At 72.4% G+C, this 15,762-nt stretch carries 15 protein-coding genes; 6 read left to right on the forward strand and 9 right to left on the reverse strand.

Going from position 1 to position 15,762, the window contains the following annotated elements:
• Nucleotides 1-20: 20 nt before the first annotated feature.
• Both DEJ02_RS17550 and DEJ02_RS17555 read right to left on the reverse strand, forming a co-directional pair.
• The gene (locus DEJ02_RS17550) at nucleotides 21-1,781 is read right to left on the reverse strand and encodes a dihydroxyacetone kinase family protein (RefSeq protein WP_111033984.1); all 1,761 of its coding nucleotides are present in this window, start codon (nucleotides 1,779-1,781) and stop codon (nucleotides 21-23) included.
• Nucleotides 1,778-3,196, reverse strand: coding sequence for an MFS transporter (locus DEJ02_RS17555; protein ID WP_111033985.1), 1,419 nt, complete (start codon nucleotides 3,194-3,196; stop codon nucleotides 1,778-1,780). The genes DEJ02_RS17550 and DEJ02_RS17555 overlap by 4 nt, the downstream gene beginning before the upstream one ends.
• Nucleotides 3,197-3,433: 237 nt before the next feature.
• Between DEJ02_RS17555 and DEJ02_RS17560 the strand changes: the two genes are divergently transcribed.
• The 4 genes from DEJ02_RS17560 to DEJ02_RS17575 all read left to right on the forward strand — a co-directional run bounded on the left by DEJ02_RS17560 (nucleotide 3,434) and on the right by DEJ02_RS17575 (nucleotide 6,371).
• Nucleotides 3,434-4,183: a FadR/GntR family transcriptional regulator gene (locus DEJ02_RS17560; protein WP_071406067.1), complete on the forward strand. Its 750-nt coding sequence runs from the start codon at nucleotides 3,434-3,436 to the stop codon at nucleotides 4,181-4,183.
• A 208-nt stretch (nucleotides 4,184-4,391) separates the two neighbouring features.
• On the forward strand, nucleotides 4,392-5,069 hold the full coding sequence (locus DEJ02_RS17565; protein ID WP_111033986.1) for a bifunctional 2-polyprenyl-6-hydroxyphenol methylase/3-demethylubiquinol 3-O-methyltransferase UbiG: 678 nt from the start codon (nucleotides 4,392-4,394) through the stop codon (nucleotides 5,067-5,069).
• A 10-nt stretch (nucleotides 5,070-5,079) separates the two neighbouring features.
• Nucleotides 5,080-5,889: a PmoA family protein gene (locus DEJ02_RS17570; RefSeq protein ID WP_111033987.1), complete on the forward strand. Its 810-nt coding sequence runs from the start codon at nucleotides 5,080-5,082 to the stop codon at nucleotides 5,887-5,889.
• Nucleotides 5,886-6,371 (forward strand): tetratricopeptide repeat protein, encoded by a 486-nt coding sequence (locus DEJ02_RS17575; RefSeq protein WP_111033988.1) that lies wholly within the window; start codon nucleotides 5,886-5,888, stop codon nucleotides 6,369-6,371. Before DEJ02_RS17570 ends, DEJ02_RS17575 begins: the two co-directional genes overlap by 4 nt.
• Nucleotides 6,372-6,377: 6 nt before the next feature.
• On the opposite strand, the gene DEJ02_RS17580 is transcribed toward DEJ02_RS17575, so the two are convergent.
• Together DEJ02_RS17580 and DEJ02_RS17585 are read right to left on the reverse strand one after the other, a co-directional pair.
• Nucleotides 6,378-6,590: a PLDc N-terminal domain-containing protein gene (locus DEJ02_RS17580; RefSeq protein ID WP_239001530.1), complete on the reverse strand. Its 213-nt coding sequence runs from the start codon at nucleotides 6,588-6,590 to the stop codon at nucleotides 6,378-6,380.
• 132 nt (nucleotides 6,591-6,722) lie between these two features.
• Nucleotides 6,723-7,628, reverse strand: a complete 906-nt coding sequence (locus DEJ02_RS17585; protein ID WP_111033990.1) for an AraC family transcriptional regulator — start codon at nucleotides 7,626-7,628, stop codon at nucleotides 6,723-6,725.
• Nucleotides 7,629-7,738: 110 nt separating this feature from the next.
• Between DEJ02_RS17585 and DEJ02_RS17590 the strand changes: the two genes are divergently transcribed.
• Nucleotides 7,739-8,536 carry an SDR family NAD(P)-dependent oxidoreductase gene (locus tag DEJ02_RS17590; RefSeq protein ID WP_111033991.1) on the forward strand — a complete coding sequence of 266 codons (798 nt, stop codon included), beginning with the start codon at nucleotides 7,739-7,741 and terminating at the stop codon, nucleotides 8,534-8,536.
• A gap of 455 nt (nucleotides 8,537-8,991) precedes the next feature.
• Here DEJ02_RS17590 and DEJ02_RS17595 read toward each other — a convergent pair whose 3' ends face one another.
• Both DEJ02_RS17595 and DEJ02_RS17600 read right to left on the reverse strand, forming a co-directional pair.
• Nucleotides 8,992-10,404 (reverse strand): GAF domain-containing serine/threonine-protein kinase, encoded by a 1,413-nt coding sequence (locus DEJ02_RS17595; protein ID WP_111033992.1) that lies wholly within the window; start codon nucleotides 10,402-10,404, stop codon nucleotides 8,992-8,994.
• Between the two features lie 201 nt (nucleotides 10,405-10,605).
• Nucleotides 10,606-12,561: a family 43 glycosylhydrolase gene (locus tag DEJ02_RS17600; protein WP_111033993.1), complete on the reverse strand. Its 1,956-nt coding sequence runs from the start codon at nucleotides 12,559-12,561 to the stop codon at nucleotides 10,606-10,608.
• Between the two features lie 104 nt (nucleotides 12,562-12,665).
• On the opposite strand from DEJ02_RS17600, the gene DEJ02_RS17605 reads away from it, so the two are divergent.
• On the forward strand, nucleotides 12,666-13,277 hold the full coding sequence (locus DEJ02_RS17605) for a dihydrofolate reductase family protein (RefSeq protein WP_111033994.1): 612 nt from the start codon (nucleotides 12,666-12,668) through the stop codon (nucleotides 13,275-13,277).
• Between the two features lie 11 nt (nucleotides 13,278-13,288).
• On the opposite strand, the gene DEJ02_RS17610 is transcribed toward DEJ02_RS17605, so the two are convergent.
• The 3 genes from DEJ02_RS17610 to DEJ02_RS17620 form a co-directional block, all read right to left on the reverse strand.
• Entirely contained in the window at nucleotides 13,289-13,777 is a 489-nt protein-coding gene (locus tag DEJ02_RS17610) for a hypothetical protein (RefSeq protein ID WP_111033995.1), read from the reverse strand.
• Nucleotides 13,778-13,871: 94 nt separating this feature from the next.
• The gene (locus tag DEJ02_RS17615) at nucleotides 13,872-14,744 is read right to left on the reverse strand and encodes an ABC transporter permease (RefSeq protein ID WP_111033996.1); all 873 of its coding nucleotides are present in this window, start codon (nucleotides 14,742-14,744) and stop codon (nucleotides 13,872-13,874) included.
• Nucleotides 14,741-15,673, reverse strand: coding sequence for an ABC transporter ATP-binding protein (locus tag DEJ02_RS17620; RefSeq protein WP_111033997.1), 933 nt, complete (start codon nucleotides 15,671-15,673; stop codon nucleotides 14,741-14,743). The genes DEJ02_RS17615 and DEJ02_RS17620 overlap by 4 nt, the downstream gene beginning before the upstream one ends.
• Nucleotides 15,674-15,762 lie beyond the last annotated feature (89 nt).

Consider the following 15,762-nt stretch of genomic DNA (forward strand, 5'->3'; position numbering starts at 1 on the left):
TGTGCCTTTCGTGGTGGGGGTCAGGCGGGGACGGCGATGGTCGCCAGGACCGCGGCGGTGATGAGCGCGAACGAGATCGCGCCGGCGTCCGGTGTGCCGACGGCGTCCTCGCCGTGGGTGCGGGCGCGGCCCATCCGGGGCAACAGGTCGGCCGTGGCGTCCGCCGCGGTCTGCGCTGCGGCCGAGGCGGCCGACCAGGCGTCGACGAGTTCGTCGCCGGCGTCGACCCGGGCGGAGAAGACCTGGTCGAACGGCACGAGCGCGTCGACCATCGTCTTGTCGCCGGGGACGGCTCCGAATGCCAGGACGGCTTCGGTGGCGGCGTGCACCGCGCTCTGGACCGTGGCGGCCGACGGGCGTTCGTCGTCGCCGAGGACGCGACCCAGTGCCTCCAGGGCGGCACCCCAGATCGCACCGGACGTCCCACCGGCCTTGTCGGACCAGGCGTCTCCGGCGATCGCGAGGACCGAACCGGCGCCGGCGCCACGGGCGGCGGCGTCCTGTGCCGCACGGTCGGCGGCGGTGGAGCCGCGCTGCATGCCGATGCCGTGGTCGCCGTCACCGGCGACGGCGTCGATGCGGCCGAGCTCGTCGGCGTGGTCGTCGATGGTGGCGCGGATCGCGGCGATCGCGCTCGCGACCCGCACTGCTGCGGCCTGGGATTCCTCGGTGCCGGGCGTCACGGGCACGACGACGCCGGCTTCGAGCACCTCGACCGGCACGGGCTGCTGCGGGACGGCGCCGCCCTTGCGGTACGCGGGGGCGTCGGCGGGGGCGGCCCAGAGCTCCTCGAGTTCGTCGTCGAGCCAGAACAGGGTGAGCGAGACGCCCGCCATGTCGAAGCTGGTGACGAGTTCGCCGACCTCGGGCTCCACGACGACGATGCCGGCGTCGGTGAGCTTCCGCTGGACGGCGCCGAAGACGACGAAGAGTTCCTCGTACTTGACCGAGCCGAGGCCGTTGAGGATCGGGACGACGCGGGGGCCGGCGGGTGCTGTTGCGGTGTCTGGTGCGGTGCCGTGTGTTGTGGTGCCGGTGCCGTCGGGTCGCTCGGTGAGGAGTTTGTCGACGAGCAGGTCGGCCAGGCCGTCCGCGGTGGGGACGTCGGCCTCGGCGATGCCGCGTTCGCCGTGGATGCCCATGCCGATCGCCATGCGCCCCTCGGGGACGGTGAAGAGCGGCTCGTCGGCACCCGGCAGGGAGCAGCCCGAGAACGCGACCCCGAAGCTGCGGGTGCGGTCGTTGGCCCGGGTCGCGATCGCGGTGACCGCGTCGAGGTCGTCGCCGCGTTCCGCGGCCGCGCCGGCCACCTTGAACACGCAGAGGTCCCCCGCGATGCCGCGGCGCTTGTGTGCCTGGTCGACGGGCGCGGACGCGACGTCGTCGGTCACGCGGACCGTGCGGACGTCGATGCCCTGCGCCTCGAGTGCCCGTGCCGCCGCGTCGAAGTTGAGGACGTCGCCGGCGTAGTTGCCGTAGCTCAGCAGCACGCCGCCGCCGTGCTCGGACGCCTTCGCGACCGCGGTGACCTGCTGGGCGCTCGGGCTGGCGAACAGGTTGCCCATCGCGGCACCGGCCGCCAGGCCGTGCCCGACGAGGCCGCCGAAGGCCGGGTAGTGGCCGGAGCCACCGCCGACGACGAGCGCGACGGTGCCCTCGGGGCTGGTGGTGGAGCGGGCGACGCCGCCGTGCACCTTGCGCACCCGGGCGTGGTTGGCGGCGACGAAGCCGTCGACCATCTCGTCGGCGAAGTCCGCCGGGTCGTTGAACAGGCGGGTCATGCGCCGGCCTCCTTCGCGATGGCGGTCGGTCCGTCCGTGGCGGCGACCGCGGTGTCGGCTCCGGACGCCGCGGCGGCCGCTTCGTTGCGCTTCGTGTTCCGGCCGAGCACGAACATGAGCACGCTCGACAGCACCATGAAGAACCCGACGATGAACATCGGCACCTGGTACCCGCCGGTCCACTCGCTCACCGCACCCGTGATGTACGGGGCGGCGAACCCACCGAGGTTGCCGACGGTGTTGATGAGGGCGACCCCCGCGGCTGCGGCGGCACCGGTCAGGAACTGCGTCGGGACCGTCCAGAAGTTCGGCAGGGCCGCGAAGATCGCACACGCGGTGATCGCGATGACCGCGACGGTGGCGGCCGGGCTGTTCATGTAGAGCGCGACCGGGATGCTCAGGCCACCGACCAGGGCCGGGACGGCGATGTGCCAGACCCGGACGCCACGGCGGAAGGCGTCACGCGACCAGAAGTACAGGACGACCGCGGCCGGCACGTACGGGATGGCCGTGATGAGGCCCTTCTGGAACAGGTCGAACGTGGTGCCGAACTGCTCCTGGAAGCCGTCGATGATCGTCGGCAGGAAGAAGCTGAGTGCGTAGAGGCCGTAGATGAAGCCGAAGTACACCGCGGCGAGCATCCAGACGCGGCCGGAGCCGAACGCCGCACGCAGCCCGCCCTCGCCGTGGCCGTCGCCGCCGCCCTTCGCGGCGCTCTCGGCAGCGAGCGTCGTCTCGAGCCAGACCTTCTCGTCCTCGTCGAGCCACTTCGCCTGCGACGGCTTGTCCTTGAGGACGAAGAGGCACAGGACGCCGACGATGATCGCCGGGATCGAGACGCAGAGGAACATGAAGCGCCATCCGGCCAGGCCGCCGAGGATCCCCTCGTGGGTCATCAGCCAGCCGGCGAGCGGGGAACCGATGACGCTCGTGAGCGGCTGCGCCAGGTAGAACAGCGCGAGCATCTTGCCGCGGTGTCGTGCCGGGACCCAGGTCGACAGGAACAGGATCGCGCCGGGGAAGAAGCCGGCCTCGGCGATGCCGAGCAGGAAGCGCAGGCCGACGAGCTGCGGGTAGTTCTGCACCCACGTGAAGAGCAGGGACACGATGCCCCACGTGATCATGATGCGGGCGAGCCAGATCCGGGCGCCGAACTTGTGCAGCGCCAGGTTGGACGGCACCTCGAGCACGAGGTAGCCGATGAAGAACACACCGGACGCGAAGCCGAACTGGGCGGCGGTCAGGCCGAGGTCGGCCTCCATGCCGTTGGGCGCGGCGAAGGAGATCGCGGTGCGGTCGAGGAAGTTGATGAAGAACATCAGTGCCACGAACGGCACGATGCGGATCGCGATCTTGCGGATGGCCGTCTTCTCGACGACCGAGGTGGGGATGCCTCGCGTGGCGGGGATGTCCACGATGACTCCTGCTCGGTGGGGGTGGTACGACTCCCGTCCTGGCGGCTGCGCCGGGACGGTCCGGGCTGCTGCGCGGATCGGGAGCGGGCGCATCGGTGCGCCTGATCCAGTGTGCGTCGCGCTCGGCCAACTTGTCAACCGGTTGACCATTTCGCGCGCCCGCTGCTTTCTTCGCGACGCTGGTCGCCTCGGCGCTGCTCTCGCCGCAACCGGTTGACCGACCGGTACGCTCACTCCATGCCCGCGTTCAGCCCGGACGACCCCCTCAACATCCGACTCGAGCTCGAGTCCGTGCCCGTCGGATCCCCCGCCTCGGTGGTCGCCCGACAGCTCGTCTCGCTGCTCACCGCCGGCGAGCTGGCGCCGGGCTCACGGCTGCCCTCGGAGCGGATCCTGTCCGAGCGGCTCGGTGTCGGACGCTCGGCCGTCCGTGAGGCCCTCGCCGCCCTCGAGATCCTGGGCATCGTGCAGATCCGCCCCGGCTCGGGCACCTACCTGCGCGGAGGCACCTCGGACCTGCTCCCGACGACCCTGTCGTGGGGGCTCATGCTGGCGTCGAACCGCACCCGCGAGCTGCTCGAGATCCGGTCCTCCCTGGAGCGCACGGCCGCGATCCTCGCCGCACAGCGCGCCACCGACGAGCAGATCACCGAACTCGGCGAGTACCTGGTCCGGCAGGAGGCGACGCTCGACGATCCGCAGGCCTTCATCGACGCCGACGTCCGGTTCCACGTCCTGCTGGCGCGGGCGTCGGGCAACGACGTGCTCGCCGACCTGCTGCAGAGCCTGCGCTCGATGCTGAGCGTCTGGGTCGCGCGGCGCGTGCAGACCCGGCAGGCGACCGAGGCGGCGTTCCACGAGCACCGCGCCGTCTTCGAGGCCTTGCGCGCCCGCGACGTGTCCGCCGTCCAGCGCGCGATGGACGCGCACATGGCCACGGCGAGCGCGCGCATCGAGCACGCGGAGCCGCTGCCGGCCGACGAGTAGCGGGGCGCGCGCTCGTGCGCGCGCTCGTGCTCGTGCTCGCGCTCGCTTCGTGAGCAGGAATGGTCGGGTCCGTCGAGCCGACCCGACATCTTCTGCTCACGATCAGGGCGGACGGGAGGCCCGGGGCGCGCCCGCCCCGCACCGTGCGGTGTTGCCGGGTCGGCAACACCGCTTGGGTCCGGCCCGGCAGGTGCGCTGGAGTAGGTGCATGCACACCCATGTCGACGGCTCCGCCGCCGGATCTGCCACCGCACCGTCCGCACCGTCCGCCCGGGAGTGGTGGGAGGCCCGCTACGCCGAGCGCGACGGCATCTGGTCGGGCCGGGTGAACGCCGTGCTCGCCTCGGTGACCTGGGGGCTGCCGGTGGGGCGGGCGCTCGACCTCGGCTGCGGCGAGGGCGGCGACGTGGTGTGGCTCGCCGAGCAGGGGTGGGACGTGACGGGCATCGATCTTTCCGTGACGGCGCTCCAGCGTGGTTCGCGGGCCGCCGTCGCCGCCGGGGTGCGGGACCGGACGGCGTTCGTCGCCGCGGACCTCGCCCGGTGGGACACCGCCGCGCGGTTCGACCTGGTGACGGCGTCGTTCCTGCAGTCGTGGCCGGTGGAGATCCCCCGAGCCGACATCCTGCGTCGGGCAGCTGGCTTCGTCGCCGCCGGCGGGCACCTGCTCGTCACCGCGCACGCGGCTCCCCCGCACGACGACCTGCCGCCCGAGCTGCGGGAGTACCGGTTCCCCGCGCCGGCCGACGACCTCGCCGCCCTGCAGCTCGACGACCGGTGGGACGTCCTGGTCGCCGAGGTCCGGCCGCGCACCGCGACGACGCCGGAGGGTGATCCGCACGAGGTGCTCGACAGTGTCGTGCTCGCCCGGCTGACGCGCGGGTAGCGTCGGCCGTGTGACCACCGACGACGACATCCGCGCGCTCGTCGTGGACGGTGTCGAGGTCGCCGTCGAACGCAGCGGCACCGGCACGATCGCCACGTCGTCCCCTCGGCCGTACCTGCACCCGGTCCGGACCCTCGGTGGCACCGTCGTCAGCGCGCACCACCCCGGGGACCACGACTGGCACTGCGGTGTCGGCGTCGCGATCCCGGACGTCGACGGCGTGAACTGCTGGGGCGGCCCGACCTACGTCCACGACCGCGGCTACGTCTGGCGTGACGACCACGGCTACGTCGAGGTCGTGCACGCCGAGCAGCACAACACGATGTCCACCAAGGAGCTCGTCTGGCGGGGCCCGGACCGCACGGTGATCCTGCGCGAGGAACGCACCCTTGGCTGGCGCGCGGTCACCAGCGGGTGGGAACTGTCCTGGTCGTCGTCGTTCCAGGCCCCCGGTGACTCCCCCGTGCACCTCGGCGGCCCGGGCAGCAACGGCCGGACCGGAGCGGGCTACGGCGGTTTCTTCTGGCGGTTCCCCGAGTGCACGGGAGTCGTCGTCCGGAGCGCCGACGCCGAGGGCGAGGCCGCCGTGCACGGCTCGGTCGCACCCTGGATCACCTGGTCGGCGGTGTTCGACGGCGGTCCGGCGACGATCCGCATCGAGGCCGTCGACCACGACGACCCCTGGTTCGTCCGCGCCGAGGAGTACCCCGCGATCGGCTCGGCACTGGCGTGGGACTCCCCCGCCGTCGTGCAGCCCGGCGCTCCGCTGGTCCGCTCGTTCCGCGCGACGATCACCGACGGCGGTACGCTCGCCGGATGAGCACCGGGGACTGGGAGTCACGCGTCGCGGCGCTGTGGGACGACGAGACGATCGACGATCAGCAGCGGATCGAGTGGATGCGCGACCTCGCCGCCGACGCTCCGCACCCCGCACTCGGCGCGTTCGAGCTCGGCGGCGCCTTCGACTCGGGCGGCCACGAGGCCGAGGCCGACGTGCAGTACGCCGCCGCGACCGCAGCCGGTCTGGACACCGTCGACCCGGACCGCGCCGCCAGGATGGTCGTCCAGCACGCCTCGACGCTGCGGAACCTCGGCCGGATCGACGCTGCCATCGCGATGCTCCGTGACGCGCCGGAGCACTCCGCCACCGGGGCGGCACCCAAGGTGTTCCTCGCGCTCGCACTGCACAGCGCGGGACGCTCCGCCGAGGCCCTGCGCGTCGCGATCGAGGCCGTCGAGCCGACGCTCCCCCGGTACCACCGGTCCGTCCGGGCCTACGCGGCGGCCCTCACCGAGGACTGACGCGCGTCAGGCGTTCCGGCGCTGGAGCGCGTCCGCAGCCTTGCCGAGCAGCCAGTTCACGGCCCACCCCAGCACGCCGATCACGGGCAGCGCGAGGATGACCACCGTCCACAGCACCTTGACCACCTGCGTCCGGCGACGGTCGCGCCAGACCTGCACCAGCGCCACGGCCTCGAGCGCCAGCAGCACGAGGAGCACCACGGCGTGTGCTCCCGACACGTTCGTCAACACGAGCGGTCCTCTCCGCGGCGACGGTCGTCGCCCGCATGGATGAGAGTAGGGGCTGCCCGGACTCGTCCGCGTCATCCGTCCGACTGACCGCGCGGTCGGTCTGGCGATCGCGCTGGCAGATCAGGCGATCGCGACCTCGCCCCGCGCGAGCAGTTCACGGGCCCGACCGGCATCGGCAGCCGGTGGCCGGCCGTGCAGGGCGCGGTAGTCGCGCGAGAAGTGCGAGGCGCTCCGGTACCCCACCGCCACAGCAGCCTGGGCGGCGGTGTCACCGAGCACGATCATCCGCCGCCGGGCCTCTCCGAGCCGCAACCGCCGCAGGTACTGCACCGGGCTCATCCCGGTGACCTGCCGGAAGCGCGCGAACAGTGTCGACTCGCTCGTCCGGACCGCCGCGGCCAGGCCTGCCACCGACCACGGGTCCGCCAACCGGTCGGTGAGCAGGGCCGTGGCCGCTGCGACGACGTCGCCGTCCCGGTTGCCGATCGCGGCCAGGATGCGCGGTGCCTGGTCGGTCTGCAGCAGGCGGAGCACGACCTCGCGGGTGACGAGCGGGGCGAGGACCGTCATGTCTTCCGGAGCATCGAGCAGTCCGACGAGCCGGGCGAACGCGTCCGCCAGGGCCGGGGTCCAGCTGCCGAGTCGGGCCGGCGGCGCCTCGTCCTGGTGCGGGCGGGACATCGCCGTCGCGACCTCGGCCACCACCGCGGGGTCGAGCTGCCAGACGACCGCGACGAACCCCGCGGGTGGTTCGACCTCGACCACCCCGGCGATCACGGGCAGGTCGACGGGAGTGATGATGAAGCGCTCGCGACCCCAGAGCTGGTCGTCATCCCCCACTACCGAGCGCTTCCGTCCGGCGAGCACCACCGACACCGACGGCGTGTACCGCTGGTATCCGAGGTCGGTCGGACGGTCGACGCGGGCCAGGCGGAGGCCGAGTCGTCCGGCGCGCTCGGTGTCGTCCAGGTGGGCGAGGACGCTCTGCAGCGCACGGTCCAGCCGGTCCGAGGTGACGTCGTCCATGTGCCCATTCTGTCGAGGCATCCGACGCGAGGGATGCCCGTGCGGGATCCGGCAAGCACTCCGGAGTCCTGGGCAATCTCCACGAGGCACGCGGGACCGAGCATCGGAGCATGCAGACCAACGAAGCACTCCTCGACTCCCTGATCACTGACGACCGACTGGCCGGCCGCACCGCCATGGTGACCGGTGCCTCGAGCGGCATCGGTGAAGCCGTCGCCCGTGTCCTCGCCGCTTCCGGCGCCACCGTCGCGGTGGCCGGCCGCGACCCGGAGCGCACGCAGGCGGTGGTGGACGCCATCACCGCGTCCGGAGGAACCGCCGTGGCCGTGATCGGCGACCTGAACACCGACCCCGACGCGGTCCGTGACCTCGCCGCCCGCGCCACCGAGGCCCTCGGTGGCCGGGTCGACGTCCTCGTCAACAACGCCGGCGTCTACCCGGTCGGCCCCACCGCGCTGCTCGCCGACGACGACGCCGAAGCCCTCTGGGCCACGAACGTCCGCGCACCCCACGTGCTGGTCGGAGCGCTGGCGCCTGCGATGGTCGAACGCGGCTCGGGCGTCGTCGTGAACATCGGGTCGTGGATGTCCCGCGTCGGCGTCCCGTTCACCGCGCTCTACCCGGCGACGAAGGCGGCCGTCGAGCAGCTGACCCGCGCCTGGGCAGCCGAGTTCGGACCGCACGGTGTCCGGGTGTCGACCGTGTCGCCCGGTGCCACCGCGACGCCGGGCAACGCGGACTCGCACGACGTCCTCGCGCAGATGACGGCGGGCACCCCGGCCGGCGCACCCGTCCGACCGGTCGACGTCGCGTTCGCCGTGCGCTGGCTGGCCTCCGACGAGGCGGCCTTCGTGCACGGCGCCACGATCGACGTGGACGGCGGCCTCGCAGCGACCCGCCTCGGCTGAGCGCGCCCCTGCCGAGCGGGCGAAACACCCGGGTCGTGCTCAGTGCGACCCCGGCATTCCGCCCGTTCGGCAGCGCCAGCCGCCCCACGCGAACCCCCACCACCGCGAGCGGGCGGAACACCCGGGTCGGCACGCGGAGGCACCCCGGCATTTCGCCCACTCGGCAGTGCCAACCGACGCGAGCGAACCTCCACCACTGCGAACGGGCGGAACACCCGGGTCGACTCGGGGAGGCGCCCGGGCATTTCGCCTGCTCGGCAGGAGTCGGTCAGCCGGGCATCGGTCCGCGAATGGTCACGACGCACCGCTGGCGGGTGGTCGAGCGGTCACGGACCGTCGCGCGGGAGCGCGCCAGGCGACGGATCGTGACCGCTCGGCGGACGGCGTGGGCGCGGCGGTGGGCGCGACCACCGCACGGTCGGGAGGCGCGGTGCGGGCTGGCACCGCGCCTCCCGTCAGGCGGTGTGGTCGCCGACCACCCGTGGGACCGGCAGCGAGTCGCTGGTCGTGCGGAGGGACTCCTGGCGGATCTCGAGCTGCGAGACGGCGAGCGCCGCCAGGTCGCGGAGGTTCGCGAGGTCGTCCTCGGTAGCCTGCCGCGGACGGGTGTCGAGCACGGCGAGGGTCCCGATCGGTGCGCCGTCGTGCTTGACGAGCGGGACGCTGACGTAGAAGCGGATGCCGAGCGGACCGGTGACCAGGGGGCTGTTCCGCATCTCGGGGTGCGCGGAGCCGTCCGGGATCACGACGGGGACGGGGACCGGGGCGAAGCCGTTCCGGAAGCTGATGCTGCGGGCTGCCTCGTCGACGCCCTCGGCGATGTACGACTGGGACCACTCGCGGTCCTCGTCGAGGACCTCGACCAGGGCGATCGGAGCGTCGAAGAGCCGGGCTGCCATCGCCGTGGTGCGCTGCAGCGACTCGTCGGGCAGGCTGTCGAGGGTCGCCGGGCGGTCCGTCTCGGGGCGCGTCGGTACCGGGGCCGTCTCGTCGGTCGGCTCGACCACGTGGTCGGCCGTGGCGGTCTCGGCGATCACGACGTCGCGGAGCATCGTGACCAGCTCGGCACCGAGCGGACGGGCCGCGGGGTCCTGCGCGGTCATGGCACGGAGCAGGTGCTTCCAGTGCTCGGGCAGGGGCTCGGGGACCACGGGGTCGCGGGACAGCCGGGCGACGGCGGACTCGACGAGCGAGCCCGGGAACTCGCGACGGCGGGTGAAGCACTGCAGCAGCACGAGGCCGAGCGAGTACACGTCGCTCGGCGGGCCGACCTCGCCGCCGCGCGCCTGCTCGGGGCTGAGGTAGGCGGCGGTGCCGGTGGTCACACCGTCGGCGGTGAGGCGTTCTACGCCGGCGGCGAGCGCGATGCCGAAGTCGGTCAGGCGTGCGCGGGCCCGCTCGGAGGCGTTGCCGTAGTCGACGAGCAGGATGTTCGACGGCTTGATGTCGCGGTGCACGACGGCGTTGGCGTGGATGTAGTCGAGGGCCTCGGCCATGTCGTAGCCGATCTCGGCGATGTGCCGCGAGGCGAGCGGGCCCACAGCCAGGCGCTCCTCGAGGTCCTGCCCGACGACGAGCGACATCACGATGTAGCGCTGCTGCGTGCCGTCCTGCCCGGTGACGACTCCGGCGTCGAGCAGGCTGACGAGGTTGTGGTGCTCGAGCGACGCCAGCACGCCGAGTTCGGCCTCTTGCCGGGCGATGTCGACGATGCCCGCGTGGAAGAGCTTGATCGCGACCGGGCGGTGCAGGCTCTCGTCCACGCCCCGGTAGACGACGGACATGCCGCCCTGGCCGATCGCTTGCTCCACGCGGTACCGACCGTCGAGCAGCGGCGCGCTCGCGTCGTGGTCTTCCGTCGGGATCATCCAACCCTCGTTCTCGGCTCCGGCACCAACGATGCATCTTCGCATCCCGACGGGTATCTCGTTGACGGGCGACGTTTCGCGGCTGAACGCGCCGTCGTGCGGCTTGCGAGACACCGGTGTTCGCGGGTCGAACACGCGCAGAACGCGGTTCAGCCTGCGAACACCGGTGTCTTGCGATTCCGGCGCCACCCGACCCCGCCGTCAGCGACGCGTCGCGACCGTGCTCACGCGGAGGTCCTCGAAGGTGCTGGTGAAGCCGGAGCCCCCGAGCGAGATGAGCCCGACGCGGGGTGCACTGCCGAGGTCCGCCGTCCAGGTGCCGCCCCGGACGAAGTGCCGCCCGTCCAGGCTGGTGTACGCGGTGTACCGGTCCTCACCCCGGACCTCCCGGTGGACGATCCGGAGCGTGGTGGTGTCCCCGACCGGACCGACGACCATGTTGCCGTAGCTCGGCGCCCCGGCCGGTTGCCCGGAGACCTGCTTGCCGAACTCGGTCTGGCGGGTGTTGAAGATCGAGTTCGAGGTGAGGCGGACGTAGTTGCCGTCGTCACCCCAGACGATCAGGCCGCCCTGCACGTAGTTCAGGCCGTCGCCGGTCGCCGGGGTGTCCACCCCGACCGTGGTCTGGAGCACGTAGTCCCCACGGGGTGCCGGTTCGGACAACACCGATGCGAGCGGCGTCGCCGGCGGGTGGATGTCGGCGTCCTGCGTCTGCCAGCGGAACGTGCCGTCGGCGACGGTCCAGGTGGACGGGTCGGGCTCACGCGTCCAGGCGAGCTGGGCAGGCAGCGCTCCGGGCGCTGCCCCGGTCTCCGCCCCCGGCTCCGCGGCACCGTCGAACGACGTCGACAGTGCCCGGATCGTCCGCCCCGGCACATCGACGGGAGCGGTGGACGCCCGGTACGTCGGCCGTTGCCCCGGCTGCGCGACCGGCCCTGGCTGCACCGTGTCGGACGGCCCGGCACCACCGCGGACGACCGGCCAGCCGCCCTGCCAGTCGAGCGGGTCGATCAACGCCGGCCGCTTCGTGTAGGTCGGCTGCCCCGCGTAGTACGGGTCGGTGCGATCGGCCGCGTGGTAGATGATCCAGTCCTGCCCGGCGAAGTCGGTGACCACGGTGTTGTGGCCGGTGCCGACCCACCGGTTGCCGTTCTGCGCGAGCAGGGGTGTGCCACCGACCCGGGTGCTCGTGATCGCCACGCCGTCGCGGTCCGTGAACGGTCCGAGTGGGCTGCGCGACCGGGCGACGAAGACGCCGTAGCCGGTCAGGGCCCCGTTGCAGCAGTTCGTGGCGGAGCCCATGAAGTACCACCAGCCGCCGTGCCGCATCAGGTACGCGCCCTCGTAGCGGTTGTCGATCGCGATCTGCCGTTCGGTCGACGGGTCGGAGCGCAGTCCGTCGGCGCTCAGGCGTCGGACGTTCACGCCGCCGAAGTAGCTGCCGAAGTACAGGTAGGTCGTCCCCTTGTCCGTGATGACCTCGGGGTCGAACGCCCACCGCGCTCCGTCGCCGTTCGGTGCGGTCTGCGGTGCCACGACCGGTCCGCCGGAGTCCTTCCACGGGCCCGTCGGGCTCGAGCTCGTCGCCACCCCGACCGCGGAGCCGCCGCCGCTCGGCCCCGTCGCCGACGGGGTGTCCGAGGCCGCGTAGTACAGGTACCAGGTGCCCGCGCGGCCACGGTCCCCGGCGCGGTACACGACGTCCGGCGCCCAGATCCCGTTCGCGTCGCCCACCCAGGCGGGCTTCGTCGGGAACGCGTCGTTCACGTACGTCCAGTGGGTCAGGTCGGTCGACCGGTACGTGGGCACCGCGTGCTGCACCAGGGACCCGTCCGGGTTCTGCTCCGTCGCGGTGAGCGCGTCGGTGGTGCAGTACAGGTACCAGTTGCGGTCGCGTCCGGCTCCGTGGATCACGGTCGGGTCCGCGCAGCTCGCCGCCGTCTGCCCGTCCGGCAGGCTGAGCGCGACCGGGTTCCGGTGGCTGGGCGCCGCGCGGCCGTGCCGGCTGGCCGCACTCGACGCCGCGGTCGTGGAGGTGGTCGCCCGGGTGGTCCCGCCCGGCACCGCGGACGCGTCCGCTGGTGCGGCCTGGAGGCCCGTGGTCGCGACGCCGAGGAACGTCACGACGGCGAGGAGTGCGGTGCACGATCGGCGCATGCCGGACCTGCTCTCGTCGTTGAGGGAGGTGCTGCTGGAGGGACTGCGGGTGTCGCCTGGCGACGTGCGCGAGCGTACGCTCGGCTCGACGAAGGAGTCATGCCATGCCCGCGAGGTTCGTCTACTGGATCAACGTCTCCGTCGACGGGTTCGTCGAACGGGCCCCCGGCGAGCACGACGGCCTGGACGGACCCGACTGGATCCGGATCGACGAGCCGCTGCACCGCGAGTTCAACGCCCGCGCCGCCGCGATGACCCTGTCCGTCGAGGGTCGGGTGGTGCGCGACATGATGGACCCGTTCTGGCCGGATGCCCGGCACGACGAGTCGATGCCGCAGTACCTGCGCGAGTACGGCGAGATCTGGACCGCGCAGCCGAAGATCCTGGTGTCCCGCACACGGACCACCGCCGACCACGACACCCGGGTCATCGGTGGCGACGGCGACGGCGACGCGATCGCCGAGCTGGCCGCGATCCGTGCCGACGGCGAGGGCGACATCGGCGTGGGCGGACCGAGCATCGCGAGTCAGCTGCTCGATGCCGGGCTGCTCGACGAGGTCATGCTCTTCACGCACCCGTCGGTGCTCGGCGCCGGCCGACCGCTGTTCGATCCGCCGCGCTCGGGGCACCGCCCGCTCGTGCAGCTCGACCTCCTCGAGCAGCAGCGCTACGACAACGGTGTCACCCTGCACCGGTACGACGTCCGGCGGTCCTGAGCGCTCGGGCGTCAGTCCTCGACGGCCTCTGCGCCGATCACGCGAACGTTCCAGGCGCTGTCGCGGTCGCTGTCGAACCCGTTGAAGGAGATGCTGTCGACGTCGGCGCGCCAGGTTCGCCGCAGGTCGATGCGTTGCTCTCCGTCGCCGCAGGGCATCGCCTCGGTGATGTGGTTCCGAGAGGTGCCACCGGAGACGATCATGACGGAACCGCTCATGTGCCCGTCACCGAAGCACGAGAACTCGAGGTGGTCGACCGTTTTCGGGTGCGCGAACGTGATCGTGACACCACGGTCGATCTCGTCGTCGTTCCCCGTCGCGCTCTGCCCGGCGGATTCCGGGGCGTACATCGCCCCGAGATCCCGGTCCGAGTGCGTGGCCATCTGCCGCTTCTCCCAGGCGGACAGCGCCGCCTCGTCGACGGGCGGCGGACCGGCGCAGCCGGCCAGCAGGAGCACACCCGCGATCGCGGGCAGGAGCAGGGCGGGGACGGAACGCACGCTGTGAGCCTAGTGACGCGGTGGACCCGCCCGCGGAACGACGGGAGGCGCGGTGCCGGCTGGCACCGCGCCTCCCGGCCGTGGGGTGGTCGCGTCAGACGTCGCGACGGCGCGCGAGCGTCAGGGCGAGGCCACCGACGACGAGCACCTCGGCGGCGAGGACGCCGAAGCCGCCCCAGCCGTTCAGCTTGATGCCGCCGTTGGTGGCAGTGGCGGCCGCGCTCGCACCGTCGTACGAGTAGGCGTAGAGCTGGCCGCCGGCCGAGTCGGGCAGGAACGACATGATGTCCATCGGCCAGTCGACCTTCATGAGCCCGGCCATCAGGCCCAGCACCACCGGCAGGACCAACAGGATGCCGAGTGTGATCGCGATCCCGCCGGCACTCGACCGGACGAGCAGCCCGATGCCGTAGGCGAGGAGCGCCAGCAGGGTCAGGAACACCGACGACCCGAGGATCGGCAGGAACACCGACGGGTCACCGATCTCCGGCTCGACTCCGTTGCCGGCCAGCAGCGGGAGCGAGATGAGGACGCCGATCCAGGTGGCGACGGCGCTGACCACGAAGGTCGTGAGGGCGAGGACGGTGGCCTTCGCCAGGATCACGCCGGAGCGGCGGGGGTCGGCGGTGAACGTCGAGCGGACCTGGCCCGTGCCGTACTCACCGGTGATGATGAGGACGCCGAGCACCCCGACGACGAGCGACGAGAGCAGGACGCCGACCGTGTTGACGTTCACGACGGTGCCGTTGGCGAGGTCGGTCGGCAGGTCCTGCCCGCCGCTGTTCGTGTTCGCACCGACCAGCGCGGCCATGCCGATCGTGAGGACGACCAGGATCGCGTAGCACCAGAACGTGGACCGGATGCTCCGCAGCTTGATCCACTCGCTCCGCACCAGGTGCGGGAACGACAGGCGGGTCGAGCCGGACATCCGGGTCGACGGCGTGGTGGGCGAGGTGGTGGCGCTCATCGGGTGCCCTCCGATCGGTACTCGACGTCGTCGCGGGTGAGGGCCATGTAGGCCTCCTCCAGGCTCGCGCCGGTCGGGGTGAGTTCGTGCAGGGGGACGCCTGCCTGTGCGGCGATGTTGCCGACCGTCGGTGCGTCGGGCCCGACGACGAGGAACGAACCGTCCTCGCGCTGGGTGACCGCGGCGTTCGGGCCGATCGCGGTGAACAGGCCGTTCGGGTCCGGGGTGCGGACGATGACGCGGCTGACGGCGGCATCGGTGCCGGCAGCGGCGCCGCCACCGGCGACGAACTCGGCGATCGGGGCGTCGGCGAGGACCTTGCCCCGGCCGAGCACGACCACGCGGTCGGCGGTCTGCGCCATCTCGCTCATCAGGTGGCTGGAGAGGAACACCGTGCGGCCGTCGGCGGCCATGCGGCGGGCGAGCTGACGCACCCACACGACACCGTCGGGGTCGAGGCCATTGACGGGCTCGTCGAGGATCAGGGTCTTCGGGTCGCCGAGCAGTGCGGCAGCGATTCCCAGGCGCTGCCCCATGCCGAGCGAGAACCCGCCGACGCGCTTCTTCGCGACGGAGTCGAGGCCGGTCATGTCGATGACCTCGTGGACGCGGGACTTCGGGATGCCGTGGGTCGCCGCGAGGGAGAGCAGGTGGTTGTAGGCGCTGCGGCCCGAGTGCACGGCCTTCGCCTCGAGCAGGGCGCCGACCTGCCGGAGCGGGTCGCGGAAGCTCGTGTACGGCTGGCCGTTCACGGTGGCTGTGCCCGACGTGGGCCGGTCCAGCCCCATGATCATGCGCATCGTGGTGGACTTCCCGGCGCCGTTGGGCCCGAGGAAGCCGGTCACACTGCCGGGACGCACGACGAAGGAGACGTCGTCCACGGCGGTCTTCGGACCGTACTGTTTGGTGAGATGGCTGACTTCGATCACGGCCTCGACGCTACGGGAGGGGCCGTCGGTGCCGCGTCCGCCGTTGGGGGGAGATGTGTGCTCCCACAGGGTGACGCGGGGGGCGTGGG

This window comes from Curtobacterium sp. MCLR17_042, assembly GCF_003234695.1.
GTDB lineage: Bacteria > Actinomycetota > Actinomycetes > Actinomycetales > Microbacteriaceae > Curtobacterium > Curtobacterium flaccumfaciens.

Coding starts and splice junctions, on each gene's coding strand:
- DEJ02_RS17575 (WP_111033988.1), top strand. CDS start 5,886: ATGAGCACCGGGGACTGGGAGTCACGCGTCGCGGCGCTGTGGGACGAC.
- DEJ02_RS17590 (WP_111033991.1), top strand. CDS start 7,739: ATGCAGACCAACGAAGCACTCCTCGACTCCCTGATCACTGACGACCGA.
- DEJ02_RS17615 (WP_111033996.1), bottom strand. CDS start 14,744: ATGAGCGCCACCACCTCGCCCACCACGCCGTCGACCCGGATGTCCGGC.
- DEJ02_RS17585 (WP_111033990.1), bottom strand. CDS start 7,628: ATGGACGACGTCACCTCGGACCGGCTGGACCGTGCGCTGCAGAGCGTC.
- DEJ02_RS17560 (WP_071406067.1), top strand. CDS start 3,434: ATGCCCGCGTTCAGCCCGGACGACCCCCTCAACATCCGACTCGAGCTC.
- DEJ02_RS17600 (WP_111033993.1), bottom strand. CDS start 12,561: ATGCGCCGATCGTGCACCGCACTCCTCGCCGTCGTGACGTTCCTCGGC.
- DEJ02_RS17595 (WP_111033992.1), bottom strand. CDS start 10,404: ATGATCCCGACGGAAGACCACGACGCGAGCGCGCCGCTGCTCGACGGT.
- DEJ02_RS17550 (WP_111033984.1), bottom strand. CDS start 1,781: ATGACCCGCCTGTTCAACGACCCGGCGGACTTCGCCGACGAGATGGTC.
- DEJ02_RS17605 (WP_111033994.1), top strand. CDS start 12,666: ATGCCCGCGAGGTTCGTCTACTGGATCAACGTCTCCGTCGACGGGTTC.
- DEJ02_RS17565 (WP_111033986.1), top strand. CDS start 4,392: ATGCACACCCATGTCGACGGCTCCGCCGCCGGATCTGCCACCGCACCG.